At 64.6% G+C, this 23,648-nt stretch carries 23 protein-coding genes; 13 read left to right on the top strand and 10 right to left on the bottom strand.

The features are described from left to right. Nucleotides 1-1,473: a hypothetical protein gene (locus ACFFJ6_RS12215; protein ID WP_378388001.1), complete on the bottom strand. Its 1,473-nt coding sequence runs from the start codon at nt 1,471-1,473 to the stop codon at nt 1-3. A gap of 350 nt (nt 1,474-1,823) precedes the next feature. Here ACFFJ6_RS12215 and ACFFJ6_RS12210 point away from each other — a divergent pair, with 350 nt between their 5' ends. The 10 genes from ACFFJ6_RS12210 (at nt 1,824) to ACFFJ6_RS12165 (ending at nt 11,973) form a co-directional block, all read left to right on the top strand. Next, nucleotides 1,824-2,639, top strand: coding sequence for a glycoside hydrolase family 19 protein (locus ACFFJ6_RS12210; RefSeq protein ID WP_378387999.1), 816 nt, complete (start codon nt 1,824-1,826; stop codon nt 2,637-2,639). 2 nt (nt 2,640-2,641) lie between these two features. Continuing rightward, entirely contained in the window at nt 2,642-3,211 is a 570-nt protein-coding gene (locus ACFFJ6_RS12205; protein WP_378387997.1) for a 3TM-type holin, read from the top strand. Nucleotides 3,212-3,306: 95 nt separating this feature from the next. Next, a complete protein-coding gene (locus ACFFJ6_RS12200; protein WP_378387995.1) occupies nt 3,307-3,993 on the top strand; it encodes a response regulator transcription factor in 687 nt (228 codons plus the stop codon). A 40-nt stretch (nt 3,994-4,033) separates the two neighbouring features. Next, on the top strand, nt 4,034-5,431 hold the full coding sequence (locus ACFFJ6_RS12195; RefSeq protein ID WP_378387993.1) for a sensor histidine kinase: 1,398 nt from the start codon (nt 4,034-4,036) through the stop codon (nt 5,429-5,431). 100 nt (nt 5,432-5,531) lie between these two features. After that, entirely contained in the window at nt 5,532-6,032 is a 501-nt protein-coding gene (locus ACFFJ6_RS12190) for an RT0821/Lpp0805 family surface protein (protein ID WP_378387991.1), read from the top strand. Nucleotides 6,033-6,241: 209 nt separating this feature from the next. Continuing rightward, nucleotides 6,242-7,642, top strand: coding sequence for a hypothetical protein (locus ACFFJ6_RS12185; RefSeq protein WP_378387989.1), 1,401 nt, complete (start codon nt 6,242-6,244; stop codon nt 7,640-7,642). Between the two features lie 160 nt (nt 7,643-7,802). After that, nucleotides 7,803-8,906, top strand: coding sequence for a c-type cytochrome biogenesis protein CcmI (ccmI, locus tag ACFFJ6_RS12180; protein ID WP_378387987.1), 1,104 nt, complete (start codon nt 7,803-7,805; stop codon nt 8,904-8,906). Between the two features lie 100 nt (nt 8,907-9,006). Further along, entirely contained in the window at nt 9,007-9,495 is a 489-nt protein-coding gene (ccmE, locus tag ACFFJ6_RS12175) for a cytochrome c maturation protein CcmE (RefSeq protein WP_378387985.1), read from the top strand. Then, nucleotides 9,492-11,474: a heme lyase CcmF/NrfE family subunit gene (locus ACFFJ6_RS12170; protein WP_378387983.1), complete on the top strand. Its 1,983-nt coding sequence runs from the start codon at nt 9,492-9,494 to the stop codon at nt 11,472-11,474. The genes ccmE and ACFFJ6_RS12170 overlap by 4 nt, the downstream gene beginning before the upstream one ends. A 4-nt stretch (nt 11,475-11,478) precedes the next feature. Then, nucleotides 11,479-11,973: a cytochrome c-type biogenesis protein gene (locus tag ACFFJ6_RS12165; protein ID WP_378387981.1), complete on the top strand. Its 495-nt coding sequence runs from the start codon at nt 11,479-11,481 to the stop codon at nt 11,971-11,973. A 23-nt stretch (nt 11,974-11,996) separates the two neighbouring features. On the opposite strand, the gene ACFFJ6_RS12160 is transcribed toward ACFFJ6_RS12165, so the two are convergent. The 3 genes from ACFFJ6_RS12160 to ACFFJ6_RS12150 form a co-directional block, all read right to left on the bottom strand. After that, a complete protein-coding gene (locus ACFFJ6_RS12160) occupies nt 11,997-12,368 on the bottom strand; it encodes a nuclear transport factor 2 family protein (RefSeq protein WP_378387979.1) in 372 nt (123 codons plus the stop codon). 73 nt (nt 12,369-12,441) lie between these two features. Further along, nucleotides 12,442-12,882 (bottom strand): nuclear transport factor 2 family protein, encoded by a 441-nt coding sequence (locus tag ACFFJ6_RS12155; protein WP_378387977.1) that lies wholly within the window; start codon nt 12,880-12,882, stop codon nt 12,442-12,444. Nucleotides 12,883-12,975: 93 nt separating this feature from the next. After that, nucleotides 12,976-13,731, bottom strand: a complete 756-nt coding sequence (locus ACFFJ6_RS12150) for an SDR family NAD(P)-dependent oxidoreductase (RefSeq protein ID WP_378387975.1) — start codon at nt 13,729-13,731, stop codon at nt 12,976-12,978. A gap of 92 nt (nt 13,732-13,823) precedes the next feature. Between ACFFJ6_RS12150 and ACFFJ6_RS12145 the strand changes: the two genes are divergently transcribed. Continuing rightward, nucleotides 13,824-14,744, top strand: a complete 921-nt coding sequence (locus ACFFJ6_RS12145) for a LysR family transcriptional regulator (RefSeq protein WP_378387973.1) — start codon at nt 13,824-13,826, stop codon at nt 14,742-14,744. A gap of 86 nt (nt 14,745-14,830) precedes the next feature. After that, nucleotides 14,831-16,006: a YihY/virulence factor BrkB family protein gene (locus tag ACFFJ6_RS12140; protein WP_378387971.1), complete on the top strand. Its 1,176-nt coding sequence runs from the start codon at nt 14,831-14,833 to the stop codon at nt 16,004-16,006. A 14-nt stretch (nt 16,007-16,020) separates the two neighbouring features. Here ACFFJ6_RS12140 and cyoD read toward each other — a convergent pair whose 3' ends face one another. From cyoD to ACFFJ6_RS12110, 6 genes are all read right to left on the bottom strand, one after another. Then, nucleotides 16,021-16,416, bottom strand: coding sequence for a cytochrome o ubiquinol oxidase subunit IV (gene cyoD, locus ACFFJ6_RS12135; protein ID WP_378387969.1), 396 nt, complete (start codon nt 16,414-16,416; stop codon nt 16,021-16,023). Next, nucleotides 16,413-17,060 (bottom strand): cytochrome (ubi)quinol oxidase subunit III, encoded by a 648-nt coding sequence (locus ACFFJ6_RS12130; RefSeq protein WP_378387967.1) that lies wholly within the window; start codon nt 17,058-17,060, stop codon nt 16,413-16,415. The genes cyoD and ACFFJ6_RS12130 overlap by 4 nt, the downstream gene beginning before the upstream one ends. Next, entirely contained in the window at nt 17,057-19,060 is a 2,004-nt protein-coding gene (gene cyoB, locus ACFFJ6_RS12125; RefSeq protein ID WP_378387965.1) for a cytochrome o ubiquinol oxidase subunit I, read from the bottom strand. Before cyoB ends, ACFFJ6_RS12130 begins: the two co-directional genes overlap by 4 nt. Beyond that, nucleotides 19,006-19,872, bottom strand: coding sequence for a cytochrome ubiquinol oxidase subunit II family protein (locus ACFFJ6_RS12120; RefSeq protein ID WP_378387963.1), 867 nt, complete (start codon nt 19,870-19,872; stop codon nt 19,006-19,008). The genes cyoB and ACFFJ6_RS12120 overlap by 55 nt, the downstream gene beginning before the upstream one ends. Before the next feature lie 191 nt (nt 19,873-20,063). Next, nucleotides 20,064-20,552 carry a ferritin-like domain-containing protein gene (locus ACFFJ6_RS12115; protein ID WP_378387961.1) on the bottom strand — a complete coding sequence of 163 codons (489 nt, stop codon included), beginning with the start codon at nt 20,550-20,552 and terminating at the stop codon, nt 20,064-20,066. 67 nt (nt 20,553-20,619) lie between these two features. Beyond that, a complete protein-coding gene (locus tag ACFFJ6_RS12110) occupies nt 20,620-21,540 on the bottom strand; it encodes a 2Fe-2S iron-sulfur cluster-binding protein (protein WP_378387959.1) in 921 nt (306 codons plus the stop codon). Nucleotides 21,541-21,886: 346 nt separating this feature from the next. Between ACFFJ6_RS12110 and ACFFJ6_RS12105 the strand changes: the two genes are divergently transcribed. After that, nucleotides 21,887-23,467, top strand: coding sequence for a Do family serine endopeptidase (locus ACFFJ6_RS12105; protein ID WP_378387957.1), 1,581 nt, complete (start codon nt 21,887-21,889; stop codon nt 23,465-23,467). Nucleotides 23,468-23,648 lie beyond the last annotated feature (181 nt).

The raw sequence follows: 23,648 nt of genomic DNA, 5'->3' as shown, positions 1-23,648 counted from the left end.
TCATCGATCTCCCGAGATGAGTTTTTTCATTTTTCTAATCGGTGCAGTTATTTTCCAAGAATTTGAATTGATCAGATCTTGCAGCTGTTTTTGAAGAATTGTGTTCTCAGCTTCAAGTTCCGCAACGCGTCGCTGTGCCTCAGAATCGTTGCGGCATTGCTCAGTAAGTTGAATTATTCGGAATCGATCGGGCCGCAGGTCTGCGTAGCATTTATAGAAGCCGTCTAGTTTGGCTTTAGGGATCGTCGCCGAAAGGGTTTCAAGCTCATCTGCAGTCTGTTGGTCCTCTGGTGATATCCATTGATACCCGATGCATCCGTATAGGCGATGAAGCATCAGCATGCCGCGAACCAAAAATCGTCGGGCTTCGTCAATATTGCCGTCCGTTAGGTGCTGCTTGATGATCGACACATTGGCTTTGATGTTCGACGCGGGGCTCATGACGACGGAAAACGTAACCATTCCATCTGGTGCGTCGAAGTAGCTCTTCGGTAACGGTAGTCGTATGCCTGCTTTATCTATTTCCGCGAGGGCGCGTCTAAAGGATATCGTATCGTTGACGTCGCAGAGTGATCGATCGCTCGTTATGTTTCTCAGCACCTGAGCGGCGGGGAAGAAGCGCCGCGAAACAGGGCCGTACTGCGTGAAAGTAAGTCTTATTTCGTCAATCCCTGCTTCGTTGGCAAAGTTCAAAAGTTTCGTCAGTTGTTCGTCGGAGTCGGTGTGGTCAAAGACGATATATTTCCAAGTGTGCTTGACCGATTTCGAGGCAGCTTTTGCTGTCGCGATCTGTGTGCGCATATATTCGCGTGCCTGATCGAAGTTGGCTCCATCTCTGTATTGAGAATATGATTGCTGGTCGACACCATCGACCGAGTAGACGATCGCGTCGAATGCGTGATCGAAGCTCCAGTTTTGATGTTTGCCTTGAGCGTTAGTGACAAGTTGAACCTTGGCGTTCGGGAAGCAAGATTTGGAAATTCTTGACATATCGCCAATTCGGCGATTCAGCGTTGGCTCACCCCAGCCTTGGAACTCGATCGTTCCAACGTCCACGTGGGTAGATAAATCTTCAAGGATCTTCCGAAATATGTCGATGTCGAGGATGGTATGGCCGTGCTTGTGTGCGACCCGATAGTTTTTGCGATTTTCAATGGTTTCGCAGGCTGTGCAGGAAATGTTGCATGCGACCGACGGCTCGACTTCAAGTGTGTGAATGAAGGGGCGGTTGGTTCTCGGCGACGGGGCTTGGTGCGCTTCGTTTAATACTGTGCAGCCAATACATTCATCCCCAAAAGGCATCTGATTGTCACGAAGACGTTTTCGGACACTTGAGGCGTCATCTCCGTTAAACACGTCTGTCCAGTAATTGATATTTGGAGTGTAGACGATCCAATCTTTGTGCTGTGTTTTGCCGCAAGCCAACGATCCGTTGGACATCACGAAAAGATCGAGACCTGCATCGCAGTTCATAGTGCGTCCCTAATATGGTGTTCGTGCACTCTAGAGCCGGGGGCTTTGCTTGCAAGATGTTCTGCCGACGGGGTGATAGGTGCGGTTCAGAAAATGCAGGCTTTGAGTGATAAGCGGCTATAGATAGAAATCGATCGCAGCTTGGAGCCGGCGCGGAGTGGTAGCTGGATCGTGTTCTTCGTAATTCTGGCGCTTGGGCCAAGCAATCACGCGCGTCGCTTTTGTTAAGTGGCATCCTGTCGGAGAGCTGGCGTGCTTGATGCGGACTTGCATTCGGCCGCTTAGAGGCACGGGCTATATGCGGTATTCCGCAGCCGATTTTCGAGTTTCTCACCTGGTGGAGCCGTCCCATGTCGTCTTTCGACATCGCTTTGTCGCGCCTGTGGCCTGACGGGGACCGTCGGATCCCCGGGCTGCGGGCTGGTATGATCGCATCTGCGGATGAGGTGTTTGGGCGGTTCGGGATGACCTCGCCGCTGCTGGTCGCGCATGTGATGGCGCAGCTCAGTCACGAATGCGGGGCGGGGCGCGAGGTCGTCGAGAATCTGAACTACACGGCGGCGCGGATGAGGCAGGTGTGGCCGTCGCGATTTCGCACGCTCGCCGCCGCCGTGCCCTATGCGCATGATCCGCGGGCGCTCGCCAACAAGGTCTATAACGGCCGGATGGGCAACGCGCCCGGCTCCGACGATGGCTGGCGGTATCGCGGCCGGGGTGCGGCGCAGACCACCGGGCGCGAGGGCTACGCGCGGCTGGCCGCGCTGACCGGGCTCGATCTGGTCGGCGATCCGGACCTCGTCAACGATCCGCGCTATTTCCTGCTGTGCGGCGTCGCCGACTTCGTGGCGTGCGGATGCGTATCATTTGCAAAAGCTGATGACGTCGTGGGTGTCACCCGGCGGCTGAACGGCGGCACGATCGGGCTGGCGCAGCGCCAGGCCTGGCTGGCGCGCTGGAAGGCGGCATTGGCCGAGGTGCCGGTCGTGGCGTCGCCGCCGTTGGCGCCGGTGCGGGCCGGCCGGCCGGCTGCCGGGCGCGCGGCTTCTCCTTCATGTTCGCCGGTACCTTCGGCTTCGGCTTTGCCATCGCCGGCCGCGGCGCACCCGCAGCCGGGCCGGCTGGCGACACTCATCGCGGCGCTGGCCGCCGCTCTCAGGAGGGGCTGATCATGGAGTGGAGCGACCTTGCCAAACAGGTGATCGCGCTCGGCGCGCCGATGCTGGGCAGTGCGCTCGGCGGTCCGCTCGGCGGCGCGGCCGGTCAGATCCTGTCCGAAGTGGTCGGCGCTGCGCCGACGCCGGCGGCCGTGCAGGCCTCGTTGCCGTCGGCCGATCCGGACAAGATCGCTGAGGCCGAGGCGCGCTGGGCCGCGGCGATCCAGGCCGAAGCGGAGACGCAGCGCACGGCGATCAGCGAGACCCATGCGACGATCCGCGCCGAGATCGCATCCAGCGACGCGATCCAGCGCTGGTGGCGACCGGCCTATGCGTGGGAGCTGACGCTGGAATGTGCAGCACTGTGGACCGTTCTGGTGCACGAGTTCTGGACCGGTGATATCCAAACCGTCAACGCGCTGATCGGCGCCACCGCGCTGCTGGCGACCTATTGGGCTTTCCGGTTCGGCGTGCTAGGCGTCTATGTCAGTGGCCGGACGCGCGAGAAGGTCTGCGCCGCCACCGGGCAGGACGCTCCCGGCGCGATCGAGAAGCTGGTGAAAGCCGTCGTGAAGAAAAAGTAACGGACGAGGCGGCGTTGTTCATCGCGCATTCACGCCGCCGCCGCTCATGTTCACGACGGTAATATCGCCCGTGAATCGAAAGAGCGGAGTTGAAGGTGCGGCTGCTCGTCGTCGAAGATGATCCTGATCTCAATCGCCAGCTTACCACCGCGTTGACCGACGCCGGCTACGTGGTGGACCGCGCCTTCGACGGCGAGGAAGGGCATTTTCTCGGCGACACCGAGCCGTACGACGCCGTGGTGCTTGACATCGGACTGCCCAAGATGGACGGCATCTCGGTGCTCGAAGCCTGGCGCCGCAATGCGCGCGCGATGCCGGTGCTGATCCTCACCGCGCGCGACCGTTGGAGCGACAAGGTGCAGGGCTTCGACGCCGGCGCCGACGACTACGTCGCCAAGCCATTCCATCTGGAGGAAGTGCTGGCGCGGATCCGCGCGCTGCTGCGCCGGAGCGCCGGCCATGCGCAGTCCGAACTGGTGTGCGGCCCGGTGTCGCTCGATACCCGCACCGGCCGCGTCAGCGTCCGCGGCCATCCGGTCAAGCTCACCTCGCACGAATATCGGCTGCTGGCCTATCTAATGCACCATGCCGGCCGCGTGGTGTCGCGCACCGAGCTGGTCGAGCATCTCTACGACCAGGACTTCGACCGCGACAGCAACACCATCGAGGTGTTCGTCGGCCGCATCCGCAAGAAGCTCGACGTCGATATCATCCAAACCGTGCGCGGCCTCGGCTATCTGCTGTCGCCGCCGCCCGGCGAAGCGATCAGCAGCCGGCCGTGAACGGGCGGGCGAGGGCGTCGCTGCGAAAGCCGGGCTGCTGATGGTGAGCCCGGCCGCTTCCGCCCAACCGCTGCGCCGCCGCGCCAGCTCGCTCGCCACCCGGCTGTTCCTGTCGGCGACCGCCTGGGTCGTGGTGATCCTGGCGATCACCGGCATCGTGCTGTCCTCGGTGTACCGGCAGGGCTCCGAGCGCGCCTTCGACCGCCGGCTCAATCTCTATCTGCGCACCATCATCGCCGAAGTCGCGACGCCGGACGCGGCGCCCGATCAGTTTCAGTCGATCGGCGAGCCGCTGTTCGATCTGCCGCTGTCCGGCTGGTATTGGCAGATCGTCCGCACCGACACCGACAAGATGGATCCGCGCGCCTCGCGCTCGCTGTGGGACCGCAAGTTGCCGCGTCTGGAGGATCAGGGCGTCGAGCTCGGGCCGTCCGGCGTCCGCCAGGGCTATGTCGAGGGGCCGGAAGGCCAGACCTTGCGCATGGTCGAGCGGCCGGTCGATCTCGGCGCCGACGGCAAATACGTCGTGACGGTCGCCGGCGACGCCACCGAGATTTTCGAAGAGACGCGGACCTTCGACTACTACCTGGCCGGCACCTTCGTGGCGCTGTCGATCGGCCTGGTGCTGACCACGATCTTCCAGGTGCGGTTCGGCCTCGCGCCGCTGAAGCGGATCTCCGACTCGATCGCCGACATCCGCTCCGGCCGCGCCGAGCGGCTGGAAGGCAAGTTCCCGGTCGAGATCGCGCCGCTGGCGCGCGAGACCAACGCGCTGATCGAAGCCAACCGCGAGATCGTCGAACGTTCGCGCACCCATGTCGGCAATCTCGCCCATGCGATCAAGACGCCGCTATCGGTGCTGGTCAACGAGGCCGCGGCACGGCCCGGCGATCCGCTGGCCGCCAAGGTGCTGGAGCAGGCCGAGATCATGCGCAGCCAGGTGGCGCATCATCTGGAGCGGGCGCGGATCGCGGCGCGGCTCACCGTGGTCGGCACCATCACTGAGGTCGAGCCGGTGATCGAGGCGCTGCGCCGGACCATGGAGAAGATCCACCGCGACCGCGAGATCCAGGTGCGGGCGGAGGTCGCGGGTGGCCTGAAATTCCGCGGCGAAAAACAGGATCTCGAGGAGATGGTCGGCAACCTCGTCGACAACGCCTGCAAATGGGCGGCCAGCCGGGTGTTCATCGAGGCGACCGCCGAACGCGGCGAGACGGCGCTGCTGCGGATCATCGTCGATGACGACGGCCGCGGCCTGTCGGCGGCCGAACGGGCGCAGGTCGCCCGCCGCGGCAAGCGCCTCGACGAGAGCAAGCCCGGTTCCGGCCTCGGTCTCGCCATCGTGGTCGATCTGGCCGCATTGTATGGCGGCGAACTGACCCTCAGCCACGCCCCGATCGGCGGTCTGCGGGCGGAACTGAGGCTGCCTGCGGCGTAATGCATCCAGCCTTGCCACAGCGGCGCCAAAATTTCCCGGTGTTGCCTTGGGCGTTAGGAATTTCGGTGTAAGACGCCCGCAGGAACGGTTGGGGATTGCGATGACGACGCGCCGGCGCACAGAGTCTTGCTTCGCGAAGCCGACGGCTTTGCTGGTGGTGTTCGGCTCGCTGGCGTTGGCCGGCTGCGACCGCACCACGGGCCTATATGCGCGGGTGGATTCCTTTACCAGCTCTGTCGGCTCGGACCTGGGTCGTGCCGGTCCCGATCGCACCGGCGACGGTGCAGCCGCGGCCGTCGACAGCGCCGCGATGGGCGGCCTGATCGGGCCGAAGATCGGCACGCTCCTGAATGCAGAGGACCGCCGGCTGGCCTATGCGGCCGAGCTTGAAGCGCTCGACCATGGCGAATCCGGCGCGCCGGTGCCGTGGAAGAACCCGTCTTCCGGACGCTACGGCAACATCGTGCCGGGTCCGGCCTACGCCAAGCAGGGCGCCACCTGCCGCGGCTTCTCTCACATGGTGACGATCGGCGGCCAGCTCGAGATCGCCCGCGGCACCGCCTGTCGGACCAATGACGGCCCATGGACGGCGGCCGGCTGAGGCCGCCTCGTTGTTCTGCTTCACATCGTGATTATCGCGCTTCGTCAACGGCTTGCGCGGGTGCCTTGCGGTTGATGTGGAGCCTGAATCAGGTCCGCTATCTGATCGCCTCAACTCCTTCTTAACATCGCGCCTGTTATCTCTGAGGGCAGTGTCCGGCGAGCATCCGTGCAGCCGACGCAACCGCAAGCACGCAGATTTTCGGGCGCATGAGCCAGACATCGACCGAACGGCTGAGGGAGTACCTCGCCCAGCTCCCGCCGCAGTCGCAGGCGTTGCTGATGCGCGAATTCGAACGCGCGCTGGAGCGTGGCGACGATGTCGCGGTGGCGCGGTTCGTGCTGGAGGAACTGCGCAAGATCGTGCGTGGGTCCGACGAGGATACGGCGCCGCGCACCGAAGATCCGGCGCGGCTGATGTTCCGGGCGCTCGAACCGTTCCTGATCGACACCAACCAGCAGCCGCGCCCCGGCCAGATCCGCCGCGGATCGCTGACCTCGATCTGGCAGTGGCTGGAGCGCGAGGCGATCCCGGCGTCGGTGCGTGAATTCGAAGGCGGTCTGATCGGCCTGCGCGGCGGCAGTGCCGCCCAGGTCGACGGGCTGGTGCGAAAGCTGCAGATCGCGGCCGCCGAGGCGATCGAGAAGGTGATCAATCCGGAACCGGGTGTCGACCGGCAGCGGGCGATGTCGCGGGTCGGACCTCCGTCCACGGTCGAGGACCTGCCGGGAGTCGGTGCTGTGCTCGCCAATCGCGAGGCGCTGGAAACCTTCGACGGCAAGCTGTCGTCCAATCTGCGCAGCTTCGGCGACTCGCAGGTCAATTCGATGATCGGGGCGCTGAACGTGCCGGCGCTGCAGACGCCGATCATGCTGCCGTTCGCCCTGACGATGATCCTGCAGCATCTGACCCAGCCCTGGCAGATCGTTCGGCTGGCCATCAAGGTCGCCGGCTCCGACGACGAGATCCGGGTGGCCGCCACGCCCTATGGCGTCGCCGTCACCATGGCGATCCATGATCTCGCCCAGCTCACCGCCGATCTCCACGACGAGCTCAAGCGCGGCCACTACACCAACGTCGCCGAGAAGCTGAAGCTGATCCACGACGGCGTGCGCGGGCTGCGGACCGAGCTCGACCTGCGCAGCGACTCGACCTGGGGCAAGCGTCTCGCGGCGATCCGGGTCGACATCTCGAATGCGCTGAAGTCCGAGATCGAGAGCGTGCCCGGCCGGGTGCGGCGGCTGCTGCGGCAGCGGCCCGACAAGGAGGTCTCGGCCAACAGCCGGATCGACCAGCTCGAGGTCGACGAGGCTGCGGCGCTGATCGATTTCGTGGCGATCTGCCGCAACTACGCCAGCGAACTGGCGATCAATGAAATGACGCTGCGGACCTATTCGGAGCTGCAGCAATATGTCGAGAAGTCCACCGAGGCGCTGGTGCAGTCGCTGCGCGGCTGCGACCCGCGGGTGAAGCCGTTCCGCCACCAGCAGGCGCTGGCTGCGATCCGGTTCTGCGAAGTGCTGTTCGGCCACGACTACGCGCAATTGATGCGGCGAGCGGTCGAAAGCGCGATGGTGGTGGTCGAGCGCAAGCCGGCGCGGGCAGGCTGATCTCGCCGCTTGATTCATATCAAGATTTGCGTGCTGCAGTGCCGTATCCCGGTGTCGCAAATGTCAATTGCGCCACCGGTCTTGCCATGGTGTAACCCGGCCGGTTTTTGAACGTGCCGCAACCCGGCGCTCGCGCATTTCACCCCGGAACCCTTCACCCATGTCGCCCTGGTTTGTGTTCGCGATCATGACGGCCATCGCGGCGTTTGCCGTGCTGTGGCCGCTCGGGCGCGGCGCGGCGCGGCAGCGTGAGGGCAGCGAGGCGGCGGTCTACAAGGACCAGCTCGCCGAGGTCGATCGCGACGCGCAGATCGGGTTGATCGGGCCGGCGGAAGCGGCGGCGGCCCGGGTCGAAATCGGCCGGCGGCTGCTGGCCAGCGCCGATGCCGAACGCGCCGCGCCGGCGACCTCGCGCCGCGGCTGGCGGCGCGGCGTTGCGGTGCTCGCCTTGCTCGGGCTGCCGGCGCTCGCACTCGCCGTCTATCTGCCGATCGGCTCGCCGATGATGGCCGACGATCCGCTGGCGCAGCGCACCAAGACGGCAAGCGCGTCGCAGCCGCTGGAAAACCTGGTCGCGCAGGTCGAGGCGCATCTCGAAAAGAATCCGAGCGACGGCCGCGGCTGGACCGTGCTGGCGCCGGTGCTGACCAAGCTCGGCCGGCTCGACGATGCGGCGCGCGCCTATCGCAATTCGCTGACCTATGCGGGCGAGTCCGCCGACCGCCACGCCGATCTCGGCGAAGTGCTGGCAATGGCGGCGGGCGGCGTGGTCACCACCGAGGCGAAGGCCGAGTTCGAGCGCGCGGTGGCGATGAACGCCGACGACGTGAAGGCGCGCTACTTCCTCGGCCTCGCCGCCGAGCAGGACGGCCGGCCGAAGGACGCCGCCGCGATGTGGCGCGCGATGCTGGACAAGGCGCCCGCCGATGCGCCGTGGCGGCCGATGCTGCAGGCGCAGGTCGCGCGCGTCGAGGGAACGCCGCTGCCGGCGCTGCCCGACGAAACCATCGCGTCCGCCAAGACCATGAGCGAGGCCGACCGCAGTGCGATGATCCGCGGCATGGTCGACAAGCTCGCGACGCGCTTGAAGCAGAACGGCGACGATGTCGAAGGATGGCTGCGACTGGTGCGCGCCTATATGGTGCTGGGCGAAGCCGACAAAGCGAAGAGCGCGCAGGCCGAGGCACGGCAGGCGGTCGCCGGCAATGCCGAGCGGCTGAAGCAGCTCAACGAGGGTCTCAAGAACCTCGGGCTCGACGGGTGAGGACGAAATCGGTGCGCGTGCGGTTTTTCCGACAGAATTGTGCGCCAAGCATCGCTCGTGATCGAAGCGCCGATTTTCGGCGCCGGGACAGGATCTGGCAATGACGCGGAAGCAGCGGCGGTTGTTGATGATCGGCGGCGCGGGCGTGGTGCTCGCGATCGCGGTGGGGCTGGTGCTGAATGCGCTGCGCGGCTCGATCGTGTTCTTCTCGACGCCCAAGATGGTGTTCGAACAGCATATCGGCGTCGGCAAGCGCTTCCGCCTCGGCGGCGTGGTCGAACCCGGCTCGCTGCAGCGCGGCGATCACCTCGCAGTGTCGTTCAAGGTCGCCGACGGCGAAGCCGCCGTACCGGTTGCGTTCAAGGGAATCCTGCCCGACCTGTTCCGCGAAGGGCAGGGTGTGGTGGCGGAAGGCGCGCTCGACAACACCGGCGTGTTCAAGGCCGACACCGTGCTGGCCAAGCACGACGAGACCTATATGCCGAAGGAAGTGGCCGACGCGCTGAAGAAGCAGGGCCACTGGAAGGACGATTACGAGAAGAAACCATCCGGCGCCGCCTCCGCCAGCGCCGCGGAGCCGGGCAAGTGATCGCCGAGGCCGGGCACTATGCGCTAGTGCTGGCGCTCGCGCTGGCGCTGATCCAGTCGACGGTGCCGATCCTCGGCGCGCGGCTCAATGACGGCGGGCTGATGAATGTGGCGCGCTCCAGCGCGCTGGCGCAGTTCGCGTTCGTCGCGCTGTCGTTCGCCGCGTTGGTCTGGCTGAACGTGACCTCCGACTTCTCGGTGGTGAACGTCTACGAGAATTCGCATTCGGCCAAGCCGCTACTCTACAAGATCACCGGCGTGTGGGGAAACCACGAAGGCTCGATGCTGCTGTGGGTGTCGATCCTGGCGCTGTTCGGCGGGATGGTCGCGCTGTTCGGCAACAACCTCCCGCTGTCGCTGCGCGCCCATGTTCTGGCGGTGCAGGCCTGGATCGCCAGCGCGTTCTATCTGTTCATCCTGATCACCTCGAACCCGTTCCTGCGCATTCCCAATCCGCCGATCGAGGGGCGCGACCTCAATCCTGTGCTGCAGGACATCGGCCTCGCGGTGCATCCGCCGCTGCTCTACCTCGGCTATGTCGGGTTCTCGATCTCGTTCTCGTTCGCCGCCGCGGCGCTGATCGAAGGCCGGCTCGACGCCGCCTGGGCACGCTGGGTGCGGCCGTGGACGCTGATGGCTTGGATCTTCCTGACGCTCGGCATCGCGATGGGCTCGTACTGGGCCTACTACGAACTCGGCTGGGGCGGCTGGTGGTTCTGGGACCCGGTCGAAAACGCCTCGCTGATGCCGTGGCTCGCCGGTACCGCGCTGCTGCACTCCGCGCTGGTGATGGAGAAGCGAAACGCGCTGAAGGTCTGGACCATCCTCTTATCGATCCTGACCTTCTCGCTGTCGCTGCTCGGCACCTTCCTGGTCCGCTCCGGCGTGCTCACTTCGGTGCATGCCTTCGCCACCGACCCGTCGCGCGGCGTGTTCATTCTGATGATCCTGTGCGTGTTCATCGGCGGCAGCCTGTCGCTGTTCGCCTGGCGCGCGTCGTCGCTGAAGCAGGGCGGGCTGTTCGCGCCGATCTCGCGCGAAGGCGCGCTGGTGCTGAACAATCTGTTCCTCACCACCGCCTGCGCCACGGTGTTCGTCGGCACGCTGTATCCGCTGGCGCTGGAAGTCGTCACCGGCGACAAGATCTCGGTCGGCGCGCCGTTCTTCAATCTCACCTTCGGGCCGCTGATGGTGCCGCTGATGCTGGCGGTGCCGTTCGGGCCGCTGCTGGCCTGGAAGCGCGGCGACCTGCTCGGCGCGGCACAGCGGCTGATCGCCGCCGGCGTGGTCGCGCTCGTCGCCATCGCGTTCGTGTTCGCTTGGACGACGGGCGGTGCCGTGTTGGCGCCGCTGGCGATCGGGCTTGCGGTGTTCGTGATCATCGGCGCGCTGGTCGATATCGTCGAGCGCACCGGGCTGCTGCGCAATTCACCGCGTATCGCCTGGCGCCGCGCCAGCGGCCTGCCGCGTTCGGCGTGGGGCACGATGTTCGCGCATGCCGGTCTCGGCGTGGCGCTGATCGGCATCGTTTGCGAAACCACCTGGAACAGCGAGCACATCGCCGCGATGAAGGAAGGCGATGCCGCGCGGCTCGCCGGCTACGACCTGAAATTCGAAGGCGCGGTGCAGCGGCAGGGGCCGAACTATCGCGAATTGCAGACCGTGTTCTCGGTCAGCGAGGCCGGCAAACCGCTCGGCGTGATGACGCCGTCGAAGCGAAGCTTCTCGACCCGCGGCACCTCGACCACCGAGGCGGCGCTGATGAGTCGCGGCTTCAGCCAGCTCTACGTCTCGCTCGGCGATATCAATGCCGAAGGCGCCGTAACGGTGCGGATCTATCACAAGCCGCTGGTGCTGCTGATCTGGTACGGCCCGCTGCTGATGGCGTTCGGTGGATTGCTGTCGCTGTCCGACCGCCGGCTTCGCGTCGGCGCGCCAAAGCCCGCCAAGCCGCAGCGCGCGCTGCAACCCGCGGAGTAAGGCGATGCGCAAGCTGATCGCCGCGCTCGGGATCGTGCTCGCTGTGGCTTGCTCCACGCCGCTCGCTTATGCGGTGCAGCCCGACGAGGTGATGGCCGATCCGGCGAAGGAAGCCCGCGCGCGCGAGCTGTCGCGCGAGCTGCGCTGCATGGTGTGCCAGAACCAGTCGATCGACGACTCCGACGCGACGCTCGCCAAGGATCTGCGTCTGCTTGTGCGCGAACGCATTGCCGCCGGCGACAGCAACAAGCAGGTGCTCGATTATCTGGTCGCCCGCTATGGCGAATTCGTGCTGCTGAAGCCGCGCTTTGAGGCGCACACCCTGATCCTGTGGCTGATCCCGCCGCTGGTGCTGATCGGCGGCGGGCTGGCGCTGTGGCTGCACATCCGTCGGCGCGGTCGCGCCGCCGAAGCCGCCACTCCGGTGCCGCTCAACGCCGAAGAGCACGCGCGGCTGCAGCAGTTGCTGAATGATCCGGCCGAAACCGGCCGCATCTGACTCTGCAGCGCGCGTCGCGCAGCCTAAGTGGGCGGATTTAACAGCACCCACAACCGTGCAATCCGGCCGTCTTGGATCTCTGCAACGTCGGCTCCGGTCACCGCCACGGGTCCGTTGTTCGGACCGGCCTGCCAGGCGAGATGTGCAAGGCCGTGGTGGCCGACCGCCGAACCGATAGGCGTGAAAGCAAAGTCCGGCCCGAACCGCTCGAGCAACTGTCCCGCAATGCGCGAGATTTCGGCGCGACCATGCACCACGGCGTCGGGTTCGAACATCGTCGGCTCGGCGACGTAGAGTTCGTCGAGAGCGGTTGCGCGCGCCGCAGGATCGCGTTCGTTGAACACGCGTTGAAGATTGGATCGCAGCAGATGATCGTAGTCTGGTTCGGTCGACATGTTTCTCTCCTTGAATCGAAGCGGCGGCTGCGGTCGTCGCACCTCGCCGTCGTTGGTGACGAAAGCCGATCGCTCAGCCGCCGATCGCAGCCTGGAGATTGGCCAGCACGCCGAGCTGTCCCAGCATGATGGTCCCGGCCGTGTAGCAGTGGAAGGACTTTACCTTGCCGTCCTCGAGCTGAAAGACGTCGCAACACGGCGCGTGTATCTCGTTGCCGGTCGCCGGGATCGTGCCGGCGGGCAGGGCGAGGGGACCCTTGTGGGTGCCGTTGAGCGACAACTCGACGATCACGGTGTCGCCACTGACGTAGACGCGCTCGAGCGCGCGGTGCATGTCCGGGAAGGCGATGGCGTAAATTTCGACGGTTTTGCCGATATCCTCACCGTAGTAGCGCGCGCCGGCGGAGACGTCCCAGAAATAGCCGTCCGCGGTGAACAGCGCAGTGAAGGCCTGAGCGTCCTGGACTTCGGCGACGTCGTAGAGATGGCGGATGATGCGTTCATTCTCGGTCATGATAGATGTCTTTCTGATTGAAGGAGGGGCCTCAGGGGAGCTCACGAACGGCAGCCGTCGCGGCGCCCGTCCGTGAGCTGAATCGGCCGGCTTTCAGACCTGAGCCTGTCCGCCGTCGACGAACAATTCGATGCCGCTCACGAAGCTGGCGTCGTCTGAGGCGAGAAACACCGCGGCCTTGGCGATCTCGTCCGGATCGCCGACGCGGCCCATCGGGACTCGGGACGCCAAATAGTCCAGCAGGCCTTGTTGTTGGGCCGCGTCCGGGCCGGCGAGCTCGACCAGACCCGGGGTCTTGGTGGCACCGGGGCTGAGCGTATTGACGCGAATGCGGCGGTCCTTGAGGTCGAGGATCCAGTTGCGCGCGAACGAGCGCACGGCAGCCTTGGAAGCCGCGTAGACGCTGAAGGCCGCAGTCCCTTCGGTGCCGGCCGTTGATCCGGTCAGAATGACCGAGGCGCCGTCGCGCAGTAGCGGCAACGCTTTCTGCACGGTGAATAGAACGCCTTTGACGTTGCGATCGAACGTGTCGGTGTATTGCTGCTCGGTGATCTGGCCGAGCGGCAGCATCGAGCCGCCGCCGGCATTCGCGAATAGCACGTCGATGCCGCCGGCTTTTGCCTTCACCGTCTTGAACAGCAGATCGAGATCGCTGAGCTTCGACGCATCGGCCTGCACGCCCGTCGCGCTCTTGCCGATCGCGGCAACCGCTGCATCCAGCTCCGCCTTGCGGCGGCCGGTGACGAACACCCGGGCGCCCTCAGTCGCGAAGCGTTTCGCCGTCGCCAGTCCGATGCCGCTCGTGCCGCCGGTCACGACAGCGACCTTTCCGTTGAGTTTCTGAGCCATGGCTCTCTCCTGTTGTTGACAAGAGACAGGATGGTGCGGAGCCGATCATTCCGGTATGGCAACGATTGAAAAGTATCGTTGCAGGAATGTCGATGTCGATCTCGAAGCTTCCCGATTTCGAGGGCTTGGCGCTGCTGGCCAAGGTGGCGGAAGAGCGGTCATTCGCCGGCGCGGCGCGGTCGCTCAATCTCTCGGTCGCGACGGTGTCACGCGCGATCGCGCGGCTCGAGCTTCGGCTCGGCGCGCAGGTCTTCAATCGCAGCTCCCGCAAGATGACGCTGACGGACTTCGGTCGCCGTTTGGCCGAACGAGCAGCACTTGTGCTGGCGGAGGCCGAGCAGGCGGAAAGCGCGGCCCGCGAGCTCTCCAGTCGGCCGCGCGGGACGGTAAATCTCGCGGTGCCGATGTCGTTCGGCCTGCGCGAACTCAGCCCGATCCTTCCGCAATTCATCCGGCGCTATCCCGAGATCACGCTGAACTTGCATCTCAGCGACGCCACCACCGACCTGATCGGCGACGGCTATGACGCGGCACTGCGGATCGCCGCGCTGCCGGACTCATCGCTGATCGCCCGTCGCTTGCGGCCGGTCAACCGCTATCTCGTCGCCTCGCCGGGTTACGTCAAGCGCAACGGCCGGCCACAATCGCCCTCTGAATTGAACGCTCATCACTGCCTCGGCTACACCTACCGGGCGCGCACCGGGACCTGGCACTTCACCCACGCGGACGGGCAGGTGGCTTCGGTCACCCCGGTCGGCCCGTTGGCGGTGAACAACATTGACGCCCTGGTACCAGCCTTGCTCGACGGGCTCGGCATCGCCGAGCTGCCGTCGTTCGTCGCCGATCCCTATGTGGCGGACCGGCGCCTCGAAATCCTGCTGCCAGAGTGGCGTCTGCCCGGCGGCGGGTTGTACTTCGTCACGCCCAGCGCGCGCGTGCGACCGGTGCGGATCGAAGTGCTTGGCGACTTTTTGGCGGAGCATTTGTCTGCATCGCGGTCGCCGCGGGATTGAGGGAAGCCTTCCGTCCCGGACCTGCAAGGAACGATCCAGCCGCATGAGCCGTTGCAGCTCTTCCAGGCTTCACGGATCCAAGGTCAATGTCCGAAACTCAAATTACCAGGCGGGACTCGCGGCTGCAGGGCATGAGTTTGGGGCGGGTGGCGCTGCTGATCGCGTTTTCGGCGGTTGCCGACCGGCTGCTTCCGCGTCCCCCGCTGACGACGCACGGGCACCACCGTGATGGCCATGGGGAGCGAAGCGGACAGCCTGCGAGCAATGATCAGTTCGCCTCGGCCGCGGACGACAACAGCAGCGCGGCTCCGGAGACCGGCGATCGCGGCCGGTCGGCCTCGACCCCGTCAGAGATCCCTTTGCGTGGCTGGAAGGACATTCTGCTGCGGGTGTTTCAGAACATCTCGGCTCACCGCATCATGTCGCTCGCGGCCGGCGTGACCTATTACAGTCTGCTCGCGCTGTTTCCGGCGCTGGCAGCGCTTGTGGCGATCTACGGCCTGTTTTCCGATGCGTCGAGCATCACCAAACATCTCGACCAGTTCAGCGGATTCTTGCCGAGCGGGGCGATCGATGTCGCGCGCGATCAGCTGACGCGTGTGGCCTCGAAAGGCGCCGAGACCCTCGGCTTCACCTTCCTGATCGGGCTGGTTGTCTCGCTGTGGAGCGCCAACGCGGCGGTGAAGTCGCTGTTCGATACGCTCAACATCGTCTATCGCGAAGAAGAGAAGCGGAGCTTTCTCAGACTGAACGCGATCTCGCTCGGTTTCACGCTGGGTGGTATCGTGCTGGCCGTCGCGGCGATCACCTCGATCGTCATCGTTCCGGTGGTGTTGCAATGGGTCGGCCTTTCTGGCTTCGGCGATGTGCTGCTGCGGATCGGCCGATGGCCGTTGATGTTGCTGATCCTCGCGCTCGCCCTCGCGGTGGTCTATCGCTACGGACCGAGCCGCGAAGCGCCGCGGTGGCGCTGGATTAGTTGGGGAAGCGGCGCGGCGGCGCTGCTCTGGCTACTCGCGTCCGGCCTGTTCTCGTTCTACGCGGCCAACTTCGGTAAGTTCAACGAGACCTACGGCTCGCTCGGCGCCGTGATCGGCTTCATGACCTGGCTGTGGATGTCTGCGATCGTCATCCTGCTCGGCGCCGAGCTCGACGCAGAGATCGAACATCAGACGGAGCGCGATACGACCACCGGGCACCCGCGGCCGATCGGCAGCCGAGGTGCGCGCATGGCCGACAGCGTTGGTCCGGCCCAAAGCTAGAGCATCCATCGCCATCATCTCATCATCCGCAACAGGTGCTCGGTCGGCATCATGTTGTGATTTAGATGTCCCATGATCCAGATCGATCCGCCGACGACCAGCACGACGATCAGCGTGCCGAAGGCGAGGGCGAGCACATTGTTGGTGTTGTCCGGCCCCGTGGTGATGTGGAGAAAGAACACCAGCTGCACTCCCATCTGAGCGATCGCCAGCACGCCGATCGCGACGGGAATGCTCGGTTGCCACACCAGATCGGTGCCGGCGATGAAGAACGACGTCGCCGTCAACAGCAGCGATAGACCGAGGCCGACCACATAGCCCCACAACCGCGGCGCAATGCGAACTTCATTCTCGTCGCCTGGCGCGACGTCGGAGGTGTGATGGACGTCCTGGAGCTGTTGTTCGCTCATGCGTGGCTCCCGAGAAGATAGACCATCGAGAAGATGGCCACCCAGATGATGTCCAGCGCATGCCAGAACAGCGAAAAGCACAGCAGCCGACGTTGGATGTCGGCACGAAAGCCCTTGGCATAAACCTGGGCCATCATCGTCAGCAGGCAGAGCAGGCCGACTGAGACGTGCAGCCCGTGGCAGCCGACCAGCGTAAAGAACGCCGAGAGAAACGCGCTGCGCGTGGGGCCCGCATCGCGCGCGATCATGTCGGCGAATTCGCGGAATTCCAGGACGAGGAAGCATCCGCCGAGAATAGCCGTCGCCAGCATGGCCAGCTGAAACCAGCGCTGGCTGCGGATGGCCGCGGCGATGCTTGCCAGCCCGCAGGCGAAGCTGGAGAACAGCAGCAGGACGGTTTCGATCGCGACATTGCGCCAATCGAACAGCTGGGTGCCCGTCGGTCCGCCTGCCGTCGCGCTCGACAGCACCGCATAGGCGGCGAAGAAGCAGGCGAACATGATGATGTCGGACAGCAGGAAGATCCAGAAGCCGTAGCCGGTGACGATCCGCTTTGGCGCCGGACCCGCCTGTTCGGACGCGGCTTGCAGCCCGCGCAAATGATGCGGGTCAGCGTGGCCGTGGGAGAGCGCGGCGTCGGTCATGCCGGGCTCCCCGCAGGCCGCAGTGCACGGCGGCGCTCGGCGATATTCGCGGCCTCGATCCGCTCCACCTCTTCGGCCGGAACGACGTAGTCCTCGCGGTCGCGCCATGCGAACACGACGAAGGTGGCGAACGCACCCAGGAGGCCGAGACAAACCATCCACCAGATGTGCCAGATCATAGCGAAGCCAGTGACGGTCGCGAAGAAGGCGCAGATGAAGCCGGTGGGCGAGTTGCGCGGCAGCTCGATGTCGCGATAGTTCTGCTTCGGTTGTTCCTCGCCGTGCTCGCGCGCCGTCGACTTCGCGGTCCAGTACGCGTCCTCGCCAGCGACATCGGGATAGACCGCGAAATTGTAAACCGGTGGGGGCGACGCCGTTGCCCATTCCAGCGAACGTCCATCCCACGGATCGCCGGTCCGGTCACGCAGCTGCTCGCGACGCCGGATACTGACGATGAACTGGACCAGCTGCAGGACGACGCCGACCGCAATGATCGCGGTGCCGAGGCTGGCGACGATCATCCAGGGCCGCCATTCCGCGACATCGTAGTGCTGCATCCGCCGTGTCATGCCCATCAGGCCGGCGATGTAGAGCGGCACGAAGGTGACGTAGAAGCCGAAGAGCGTGAACCAGAACGCCGCCTTGCCGAGCCCTTCGTGCAGGCGGAAGCCGAACGCCTTGGGGAACCAGTAGGTGTAGCCGGCGAAGGCGCCAAACAGTACGCCGCCGATGATGACGTTGTGGAAGTGCGCGACCAGGAACAAGCTGTTGTGCAGCATGAAGTCGGCCGGCGGCACCGCCAGCAGCACGCCGGTGAGCCCTCCGAGAATGAAGGTGACCATGAAGCCGACCGCCCACAGCATCGGCGTCTCCAGCCGCACCCGGCCGCCATACATCGTGAACAGCCAGTTGTAGATCTTCACCCCGGTCGGGACTGCGATGATCATGCTGGCGATGCCGAACACCGCGTTGACGGTGGCGCCGGCGCCCATAGTGAAGAAATGATGCAGCCACACCGTGAAGGCGATCAGGCAGATGGCCATGGTTGCCAGCACCATCGACCGGTAGCCGAACAGCGGCTTGCTCGAGAACGTCGACACGACCTCGGAAAACACGCCGAATGCCGGCAGCACGAGAATGTAAACCTCGGGATGGCCCCACGCCCAGATCAGGTTCATGAACATCATCATGTTGCCGCCGGCTTCATTCGTGAAAAAATGGAAGCCGAGGTAGCGATCGAGCAGCAGCATCGCGAGCGTCGCGGTGAGGATCGGAAATGCCGCGACGATCAGCAGGCAGGAGGCCAGCGTGGTCCAGCAGAACATCGGCATGCGCAGATAGGTCATGCCCTTGGTGCGGAGCTTGAGCACGGTCGTGACGAGATTGATGCCGGCCACCAGAGTTCCCACGCCGGAGATCTGGATCGCCCATGCGTAATAGTCGACGCCGACGCCGGGCGAGTAGCTCAGCTCGGACAGGGGCGGGAATGGCAGCCAGCCGGTCCGTGCGAATTCGCCGATCACCAGCGAGACGTTCACCAGCAGGGCACCGCTCGCGGTCAACCAGAAGCCGACCGAGTTGAGCGTGGGAAATGCCACGTCGCGGACGCCGAGTTGCAGCGGCACCACGAAATTCATCAGTCCGATGATGAAAGGCATGCCGACGAAGAAGATCATGATGGTGCCGTGCGCGGAGAAGATCTGGTTGTAGTGCTCCGGCGGCAGAAAGCCCTGGGACTGAAATGCCACCGCCTGCTGCGTCCGCATCATGATCGCGTCGGTGCCGCCGCGCAGCAGCATCACCATGGCGAGCAGCACGTACATCACGCCGATCCGCTTGTGATCGACGCTGGTGATCCATTCGTCCCAGAGGTAAGGGAAGTAGCCCTTGATTCCGGCCCAGGCCAAAACACCAAGGATCAAGACCAGCACGATCGCGGCGGCGATCAGCGGGATAGGTTGATCAATTGGTATGGCCGACCAGTCGAGCTTGCCGAGCATATCGCGTTGGCTCCGAAGTTGGCTTGCAAATAGGGAGGCGAAGCCTCCTTGGACGGCAGCGGGCCTGGCTGAGGCGGGATCTTCTGAGTACTGATCGCGTCGAACAGCAGCGGATCGCCGAGCCAATAGGTCGGCCTGCCACTTTCGATCGTTCGCTCGAACAGCATCTTGTAGCTGTCGGCATCGAGCACGCGATCGATCTTCGCAGTCGCTGCGACCCATTCGGGAAATGCCAGCGGCGAGACGACGTGGACGTCGAACATCATGTCGGGGAAGCCGTCACCGCTGAAATGCGACGACAATCCTTGCAGCGTGCCTTCGCTGTCGGCGCGCAGGTTGAGCCGCGTCACCATGCCGTTCATGGTGTAGATCATGCTGCCGAGCTGCGGGATGAAGAACGCGTTCATCACGCTGGCGGACGTCAACTCGAATTTGAGCGACGCGCCGACCGGCACCGTGATGGAATTGATGGTGGCGATGCGCTGGTCCGGATAGATGAACAGCCACTTCCAATCCAGTGACACGACCTGGATCCGGATCGGGTTGCCGGTGCTTTCGACGGGCACTGCGGGATCAAGCTTATGTGCCCCGATCCAGGTGACGCCGCCGAGCAGCATGATGGTCAACAGCGGAATCGACCAGACGACGAGTTCGATCTTTCCCGAATAGGCGAAGTCAGGCCGGTGGGTCGCGTGCTTGTTGGTGTGCCGAAACCAGAAAGCGAATGCCAGAATGGCGACGATCGTCGGCAGCACGATCGCCAGCATGATGACGACCGAGTCGACGAGGATGGTCGAATTTCCGTACGCCACTGGCCCTTTCGGGTCGAAGATGTTCATGAGCGGGACGGCGGGCTGTGCATCGGGTTCCCCCGTGAAGACAGCCCGTCAACCCTCGGCGTCCAAGTCGGTTCCTAGATTTGTCGCACCCGTGTCGCAGGCGGCAGGACGCCCGCGGCGAAAATCGCAACGACAGGTCTGGCGAGGGATTGTAGCGCCAGGTATCAGAACGGCACGATTTCTTCCGGCAGAGGCTTGCCAGCCTTGTGCAGGGCAATCCAGCGGTGCAGCTCGGCGACGTGGCCACTCTCCTCCGCGACGAACTCTTTGGCCAGCGCCTTGATCTCCGGATCGTCCGTGGTGTCCAGCACGTTCTTGTACCAGTCGTACGCGCCGGTTTCGGCTTCGAGCGCGATCTGCAGTGCGAGGTCGCGGCCGATGAACGGATCGGTGCCCCAGATTGCGGCCGCCTCAGGGCTCTCGACGCCGGGCCACTTGAAGTCGCCCGCTTCCATCTGCGGGATGTCGCGGAAGCCGGCGCGGGCCTGGGCGTCGGCCTGATGCATCCGTGAGTAGTCCGCGAGTTGCCGGAACAGCTTGGAGACTTCCTTGTTGCCGCAGCTGTCCATCGCGTCGGCGAGCTGCCCGAACCGCAGCGCCGCTTCCTGTTCGAGGCGGATGGAGTGCGCCAGAAACTCTTCGACCGTTTCCATGTGAGATGATCCTTCGTTGTTCGGCCGCCGCCGGAGCGACGGCGGCCGTCTTCGTTGGGTGACGTCTTCAGGCGTTTTCGGCAGTCCGGGATTCCGAGTTCTTCGCGTGCTTCAGCGCCCATTCTTCCTGGGTGATCCAGGCTTCGAGAATGCGGACATGCTCGGCTTCCTCGCCGACGAATTCCTTCGCCGCCGCGGCGACCTCGGTCGACTTGGTCGTGGCCTCGACTGCGCGATAGAATTCGTAGCCGCGCCGCTCGCCCTGCAGCGCCGCCTTCAGCGCGCCGAGCCGGGTGAGGGTGACGTCGGAGGCCCAGACCGCGGCGCGCTCCGGCGTCGCGTGATCCGGCCACGCGTAGTCCGGCGGCACGTTCTTGCTGATATCGATCGATCCGGCGCGTGCTTTCACCTCGGCGAGGTGCAGCCGCGAAAAATCGGCTAGCTGCGCGAACAGCTTGGCGACCGGCTCGTTGCCCGCTGCGGCCATCGCCTTGGCAAGATCGTCGTAGTGCGTAGCGGCGTCTTCCTCGACCTTCGCGGCGTAGCTGAAGAAGTCCTGCAGCGTGTTGATCTCCAGGCCGCCTTTGTAGCGCGCCGCCGCCGGCGTCACCGCCATCTTCTGCGGCTGGGTCTTGTCGCCCTCGAACCTGACTAGGATGTCCTCGTTACGCACGAAGGTCTGGCAGGCCAGACGGTAGCGCGGCGGGATGTCGTTGACTTCAGCGTTCGCGATCTCGTCCTTGGTGATCTTGCCGAGCTGACGCAGGACTTCCTTTTCCTTCTCGGTCAGCGCGACCGCCGACTTGGCTTTCGGATTGAAGTGCTCGACCTGCACCAGGCAGGAGCCGCACTCGCCGTCCTGGCAGTCGAACGGGATCGGGATCTTGTGCGCCTTGGCAACGGCCAGAATGGTGCCGCGATCGCCGGCGACGGCATAGACGGTAACGTCCTTCGCCATCACGGGCGAAGAGAAGGTAATGTTGGCCAAGGCGCTCTCCTGTTAGCTGGATATCGACCGACGCCGCAGCGTCCTTGGTCACCGCCTTGGCAAGAAGCAGGCCATCCAAAACTGGAAGACATATCAGTTAGTTGTCTGAAACCTGGGGAGTAGTGACCGGATCGCCGGGGATCGCGTTTCCGACACAAATGTACGAGTGTTGACAAAACCGTGAGCACTTCACGGCCGGATCGCGACCATGCGTCGCGGCCGGATACCTCCGTGTTACAAAATTTTAATTCCGCCGCCAGCGCGCGGTAAGGCGCGAGCCCCCATCTTCAGACCCATAGGTGCTGAACCCCGCACCGCAAAATTCATGGTTCTGGAGATTCTTCGAATGACTGACCGCCGTTCCGACGCACCCTCGCAGCCGACCCGTCCGGCAGCCCGCCGTTCCGTGTTGTCGGCCCGCAAGTTCGCGCTGATGGCTTCGGTGGTGGCCGGTCTCGGCGCCGGTGCGTTCGGCCTGTCGCAAACTCCAGCCTCGGTCGATCTGTTCAGCACGCCGGCCCATGCCCAGGTTGGTAACAAGATCAACCAGGCTCAGCAGCCGGTCGGCTTTGCCGACATCGTCGAGAAGGTGAAGCCCTCGGTTATCTCGGTGAAGGTGAACATCGCCGAGAAGGTGGCGAAGAACGACGATCGCAGCGAAGATTCGCCGTTCCCCCCCGGTTCGCCGATGGAGCGCTTCTTCCGCCGTTTTGGCGGTGAGCTTCCCCCGGGCATGCGCGGCCATCGCGGCGGCGGCATGATGACCGGGCAGGGCTCGGGCTTCTTCATCACCGCCGATGGCTATGCGGTGACCAACAATCACGTGGTGGACGGCGCCGACAAGGTCGAAGTCACCACCGACGATGGCAAGACCTACAAGGCCAAGGTGATCGGCACCGATCAGCGGACCGATCTGGCGCTGATCAAGGTCGAAGGACGCACCGACTTTCCGTTCGCGAAGCTGTCCGACAGCAAGCCGCGGATCGGCGACTGGGTGCTCGCAGTCGGCAATCCGTTCGGCCTCGGCGGTACCGTGACGGCCGGCATCGTCTCGGCCTCGGGCCGCGACATCGGCAACGGTCCGTACGACGATTTCATCCAGATCGACGCGCCGGTGAACAAGGGCAACTCCGGTGGCCCGGCGTTCGACACCAACGGCGAGGTGATGGGGGTCAACACCGCGATCTATTCCCCGTCCGGCGGCAGCGTCGGCATCGCCTTCTCGATCCCGGCGTCGACGGTGAAGCAGGTCGTGCAGCAGCTCAAGGAGAAGGGCTCGGTCAGCCGTGGCTGGATCGGCGTCCAGATCCAGCCGGTGACGCCGGAGATCGCCGACAGCCTCGGCTTGAAGAAGGCCGAAGGTGCGCTGGTTGCCGAGCCGCAGAAGGACGGCCCCGCCGCCAAGGCCGGCATCGAATCCGGCGACGTCATCACCGCCGTCAACGGCACCGCGGTGAAGGATGCGCGCGAATTGGCGCGGACTATCGGCGGCTTCGCGCCGGGCAACACGGTGAAGCTGACGGTCGTCCACAAGGGCTCCGACAAGGAGCTCAGCCTGACGCTTGGCCAGCTCCCGAACCAGATCGAGGCCAAGGCCAGCAACGATGACGACAGCGGCCGCAGCTCGGGGCGGGGCATCGAGGAACCGCGGCTCGGCCTGACGGTGGCGCCGGCCAGTTCGGTCGCCGGTGCCGGCAAGGACGGTGTGGTGGTGACGGACGTCGATCCGAAGAGTGCCGCGGCAGACCGTGGCTTCAAGGAAGGCGACGTGATCCTCGAGGTCGCCGGCAAAACCATCGCCAGCCCCGGCGACGTGCGTGAAGCGATCAACGCCGCCAAGGCCGACAACAAGAACAGCGTGCTGATCCGCGTTCGCTCCAGCGGCTCGTCGCGCTTCGTGGCGCTGCCGATCTCGGCCAAGGGCTGATCGGCGCCGTCGTAGCAGAGTTGGAGAGTGTCGCCGGCAACGTCGCCCCCGCCGACGGCCTTTCCAGGGGACGGGTGAACAACTCGTCCCCACCCTCTACCTTCCGCCCGGAGTCAGCCCCCCTCCGTCGGAAGGACTAGGCGGGCGATGGAGTCCCCCCAGCTCCATCGCCCGCTCTCGT

It is taken from the genome of Rhodopseudomonas telluris, assembly GCF_042432815.1.
Lineage (GTDB): Bacteria > Pseudomonadota > Alphaproteobacteria > Rhizobiales > Xanthobacteraceae > Rhodopseudomonas > Rhodopseudomonas telluris.
The sequence above is the reverse complement of the archived record's forward strand: the minus strand, read 5'-3'. Positions and strand labels throughout refer to the sequence as shown.

Excerpts from the sequence above, each read along its gene's own strand:
- ACFFJ6_RS12215 (WP_378388001.1), bottom strand. The coding sequence starts at position 1,473 with ATGAACTGCGATGCAGGTCTCGATCTTTTCGTGATGTCCAACGGATCG.
- ACFFJ6_RS12210 (WP_378387999.1), top strand. The coding sequence starts at position 1,824 with ATGTCGTCTTTCGACATCGCTTTGTCGCGCCTGTGGCCTGACGGGGAC.
- ACFFJ6_RS12205 (WP_378387997.1), top strand. The coding sequence starts at position 2,642 with ATGGAGTGGAGCGACCTTGCCAAACAGGTGATCGCGCTCGGCGCGCCG.
- ACFFJ6_RS12195 (WP_378387993.1), top strand. The coding sequence starts at position 4,034 with ATGGTGAGCCCGGCCGCTTCCGCCCAACCGCTGCGCCGCCGCGCCAGC.
- ACFFJ6_RS12190 (WP_378387991.1), top strand. The coding sequence starts at position 5,532 with ATGACGACGCGCCGGCGCACAGAGTCTTGCTTCGCGAAGCCGACGGCT.
- ACFFJ6_RS12185 (WP_378387989.1), top strand. The coding sequence starts at position 6,242 with ATGAGCCAGACATCGACCGAACGGCTGAGGGAGTACCTCGCCCAGCTC.
- ccmI (WP_378387987.1), top strand. The coding sequence starts at position 7,803 with ATGTCGCCCTGGTTTGTGTTCGCGATCATGACGGCCATCGCGGCGTTT.
- ccmE (WP_378387985.1), top strand. The coding sequence starts at position 9,007 with ATGACGCGGAAGCAGCGGCGGTTGTTGATGATCGGCGGCGCGGGCGTG.
- ACFFJ6_RS12165 (WP_378387981.1), top strand. The coding sequence starts at position 11,479 with ATGCGCAAGCTGATCGCCGCGCTCGGGATCGTGCTCGCTGTGGCTTGC.
- ACFFJ6_RS12160 (WP_378387979.1), bottom strand. The coding sequence starts at position 12,368 with ATGTCGACCGAACCAGACTACGATCATCTGCTGCGATCCAATCTTCAA.
- ACFFJ6_RS12155 (WP_378387977.1), bottom strand. The coding sequence starts at position 12,882 with ATGACCGAGAATGAACGCATCATCCGCCATCTCTACGACGTCGCCGAA.
- ACFFJ6_RS12150 (WP_378387975.1), bottom strand. The coding sequence starts at position 13,731 with ATGGCTCAGAAACTCAACGGAAAGGTCGCTGTCGTGACCGGCGGCACG.
- ACFFJ6_RS12145 (WP_378387973.1), top strand. The coding sequence starts at position 13,824 with ATGTCGATCTCGAAGCTTCCCGATTTCGAGGGCTTGGCGCTGCTGGCC.
- ACFFJ6_RS12140 (WP_378387971.1), top strand. The coding sequence starts at position 14,831 with ATGTCCGAAACTCAAATTACCAGGCGGGACTCGCGGCTGCAGGGCATG.
- cyoD (WP_378387969.1), bottom strand. The coding sequence starts at position 16,416 with ATGAGCGAACAACAGCTCCAGGACGTCCATCACACCTCCGACGTCGCG.
- ACFFJ6_RS12130 (WP_378387967.1), bottom strand. The coding sequence starts at position 17,060 with ATGACCGACGCCGCGCTCTCCCACGGCCACGCTGACCCGCATCATTTG.
- cyoB (WP_378387965.1), bottom strand. The coding sequence starts at position 19,060 with ATGCTCGGCAAGCTCGACTGGTCGGCCATACCAATTGATCAACCTATC.
- ACFFJ6_RS12115 (WP_378387961.1), bottom strand. The coding sequence starts at position 20,552 with ATGGAAACGGTCGAAGAGTTTCTGGCGCACTCCATCCGCCTCGAACAG.
- ACFFJ6_RS12105 (WP_378387957.1), top strand. The coding sequence starts at position 21,887 with ATGACTGACCGCCGTTCCGACGCACCCTCGCAGCCGACCCGTCCGGCA.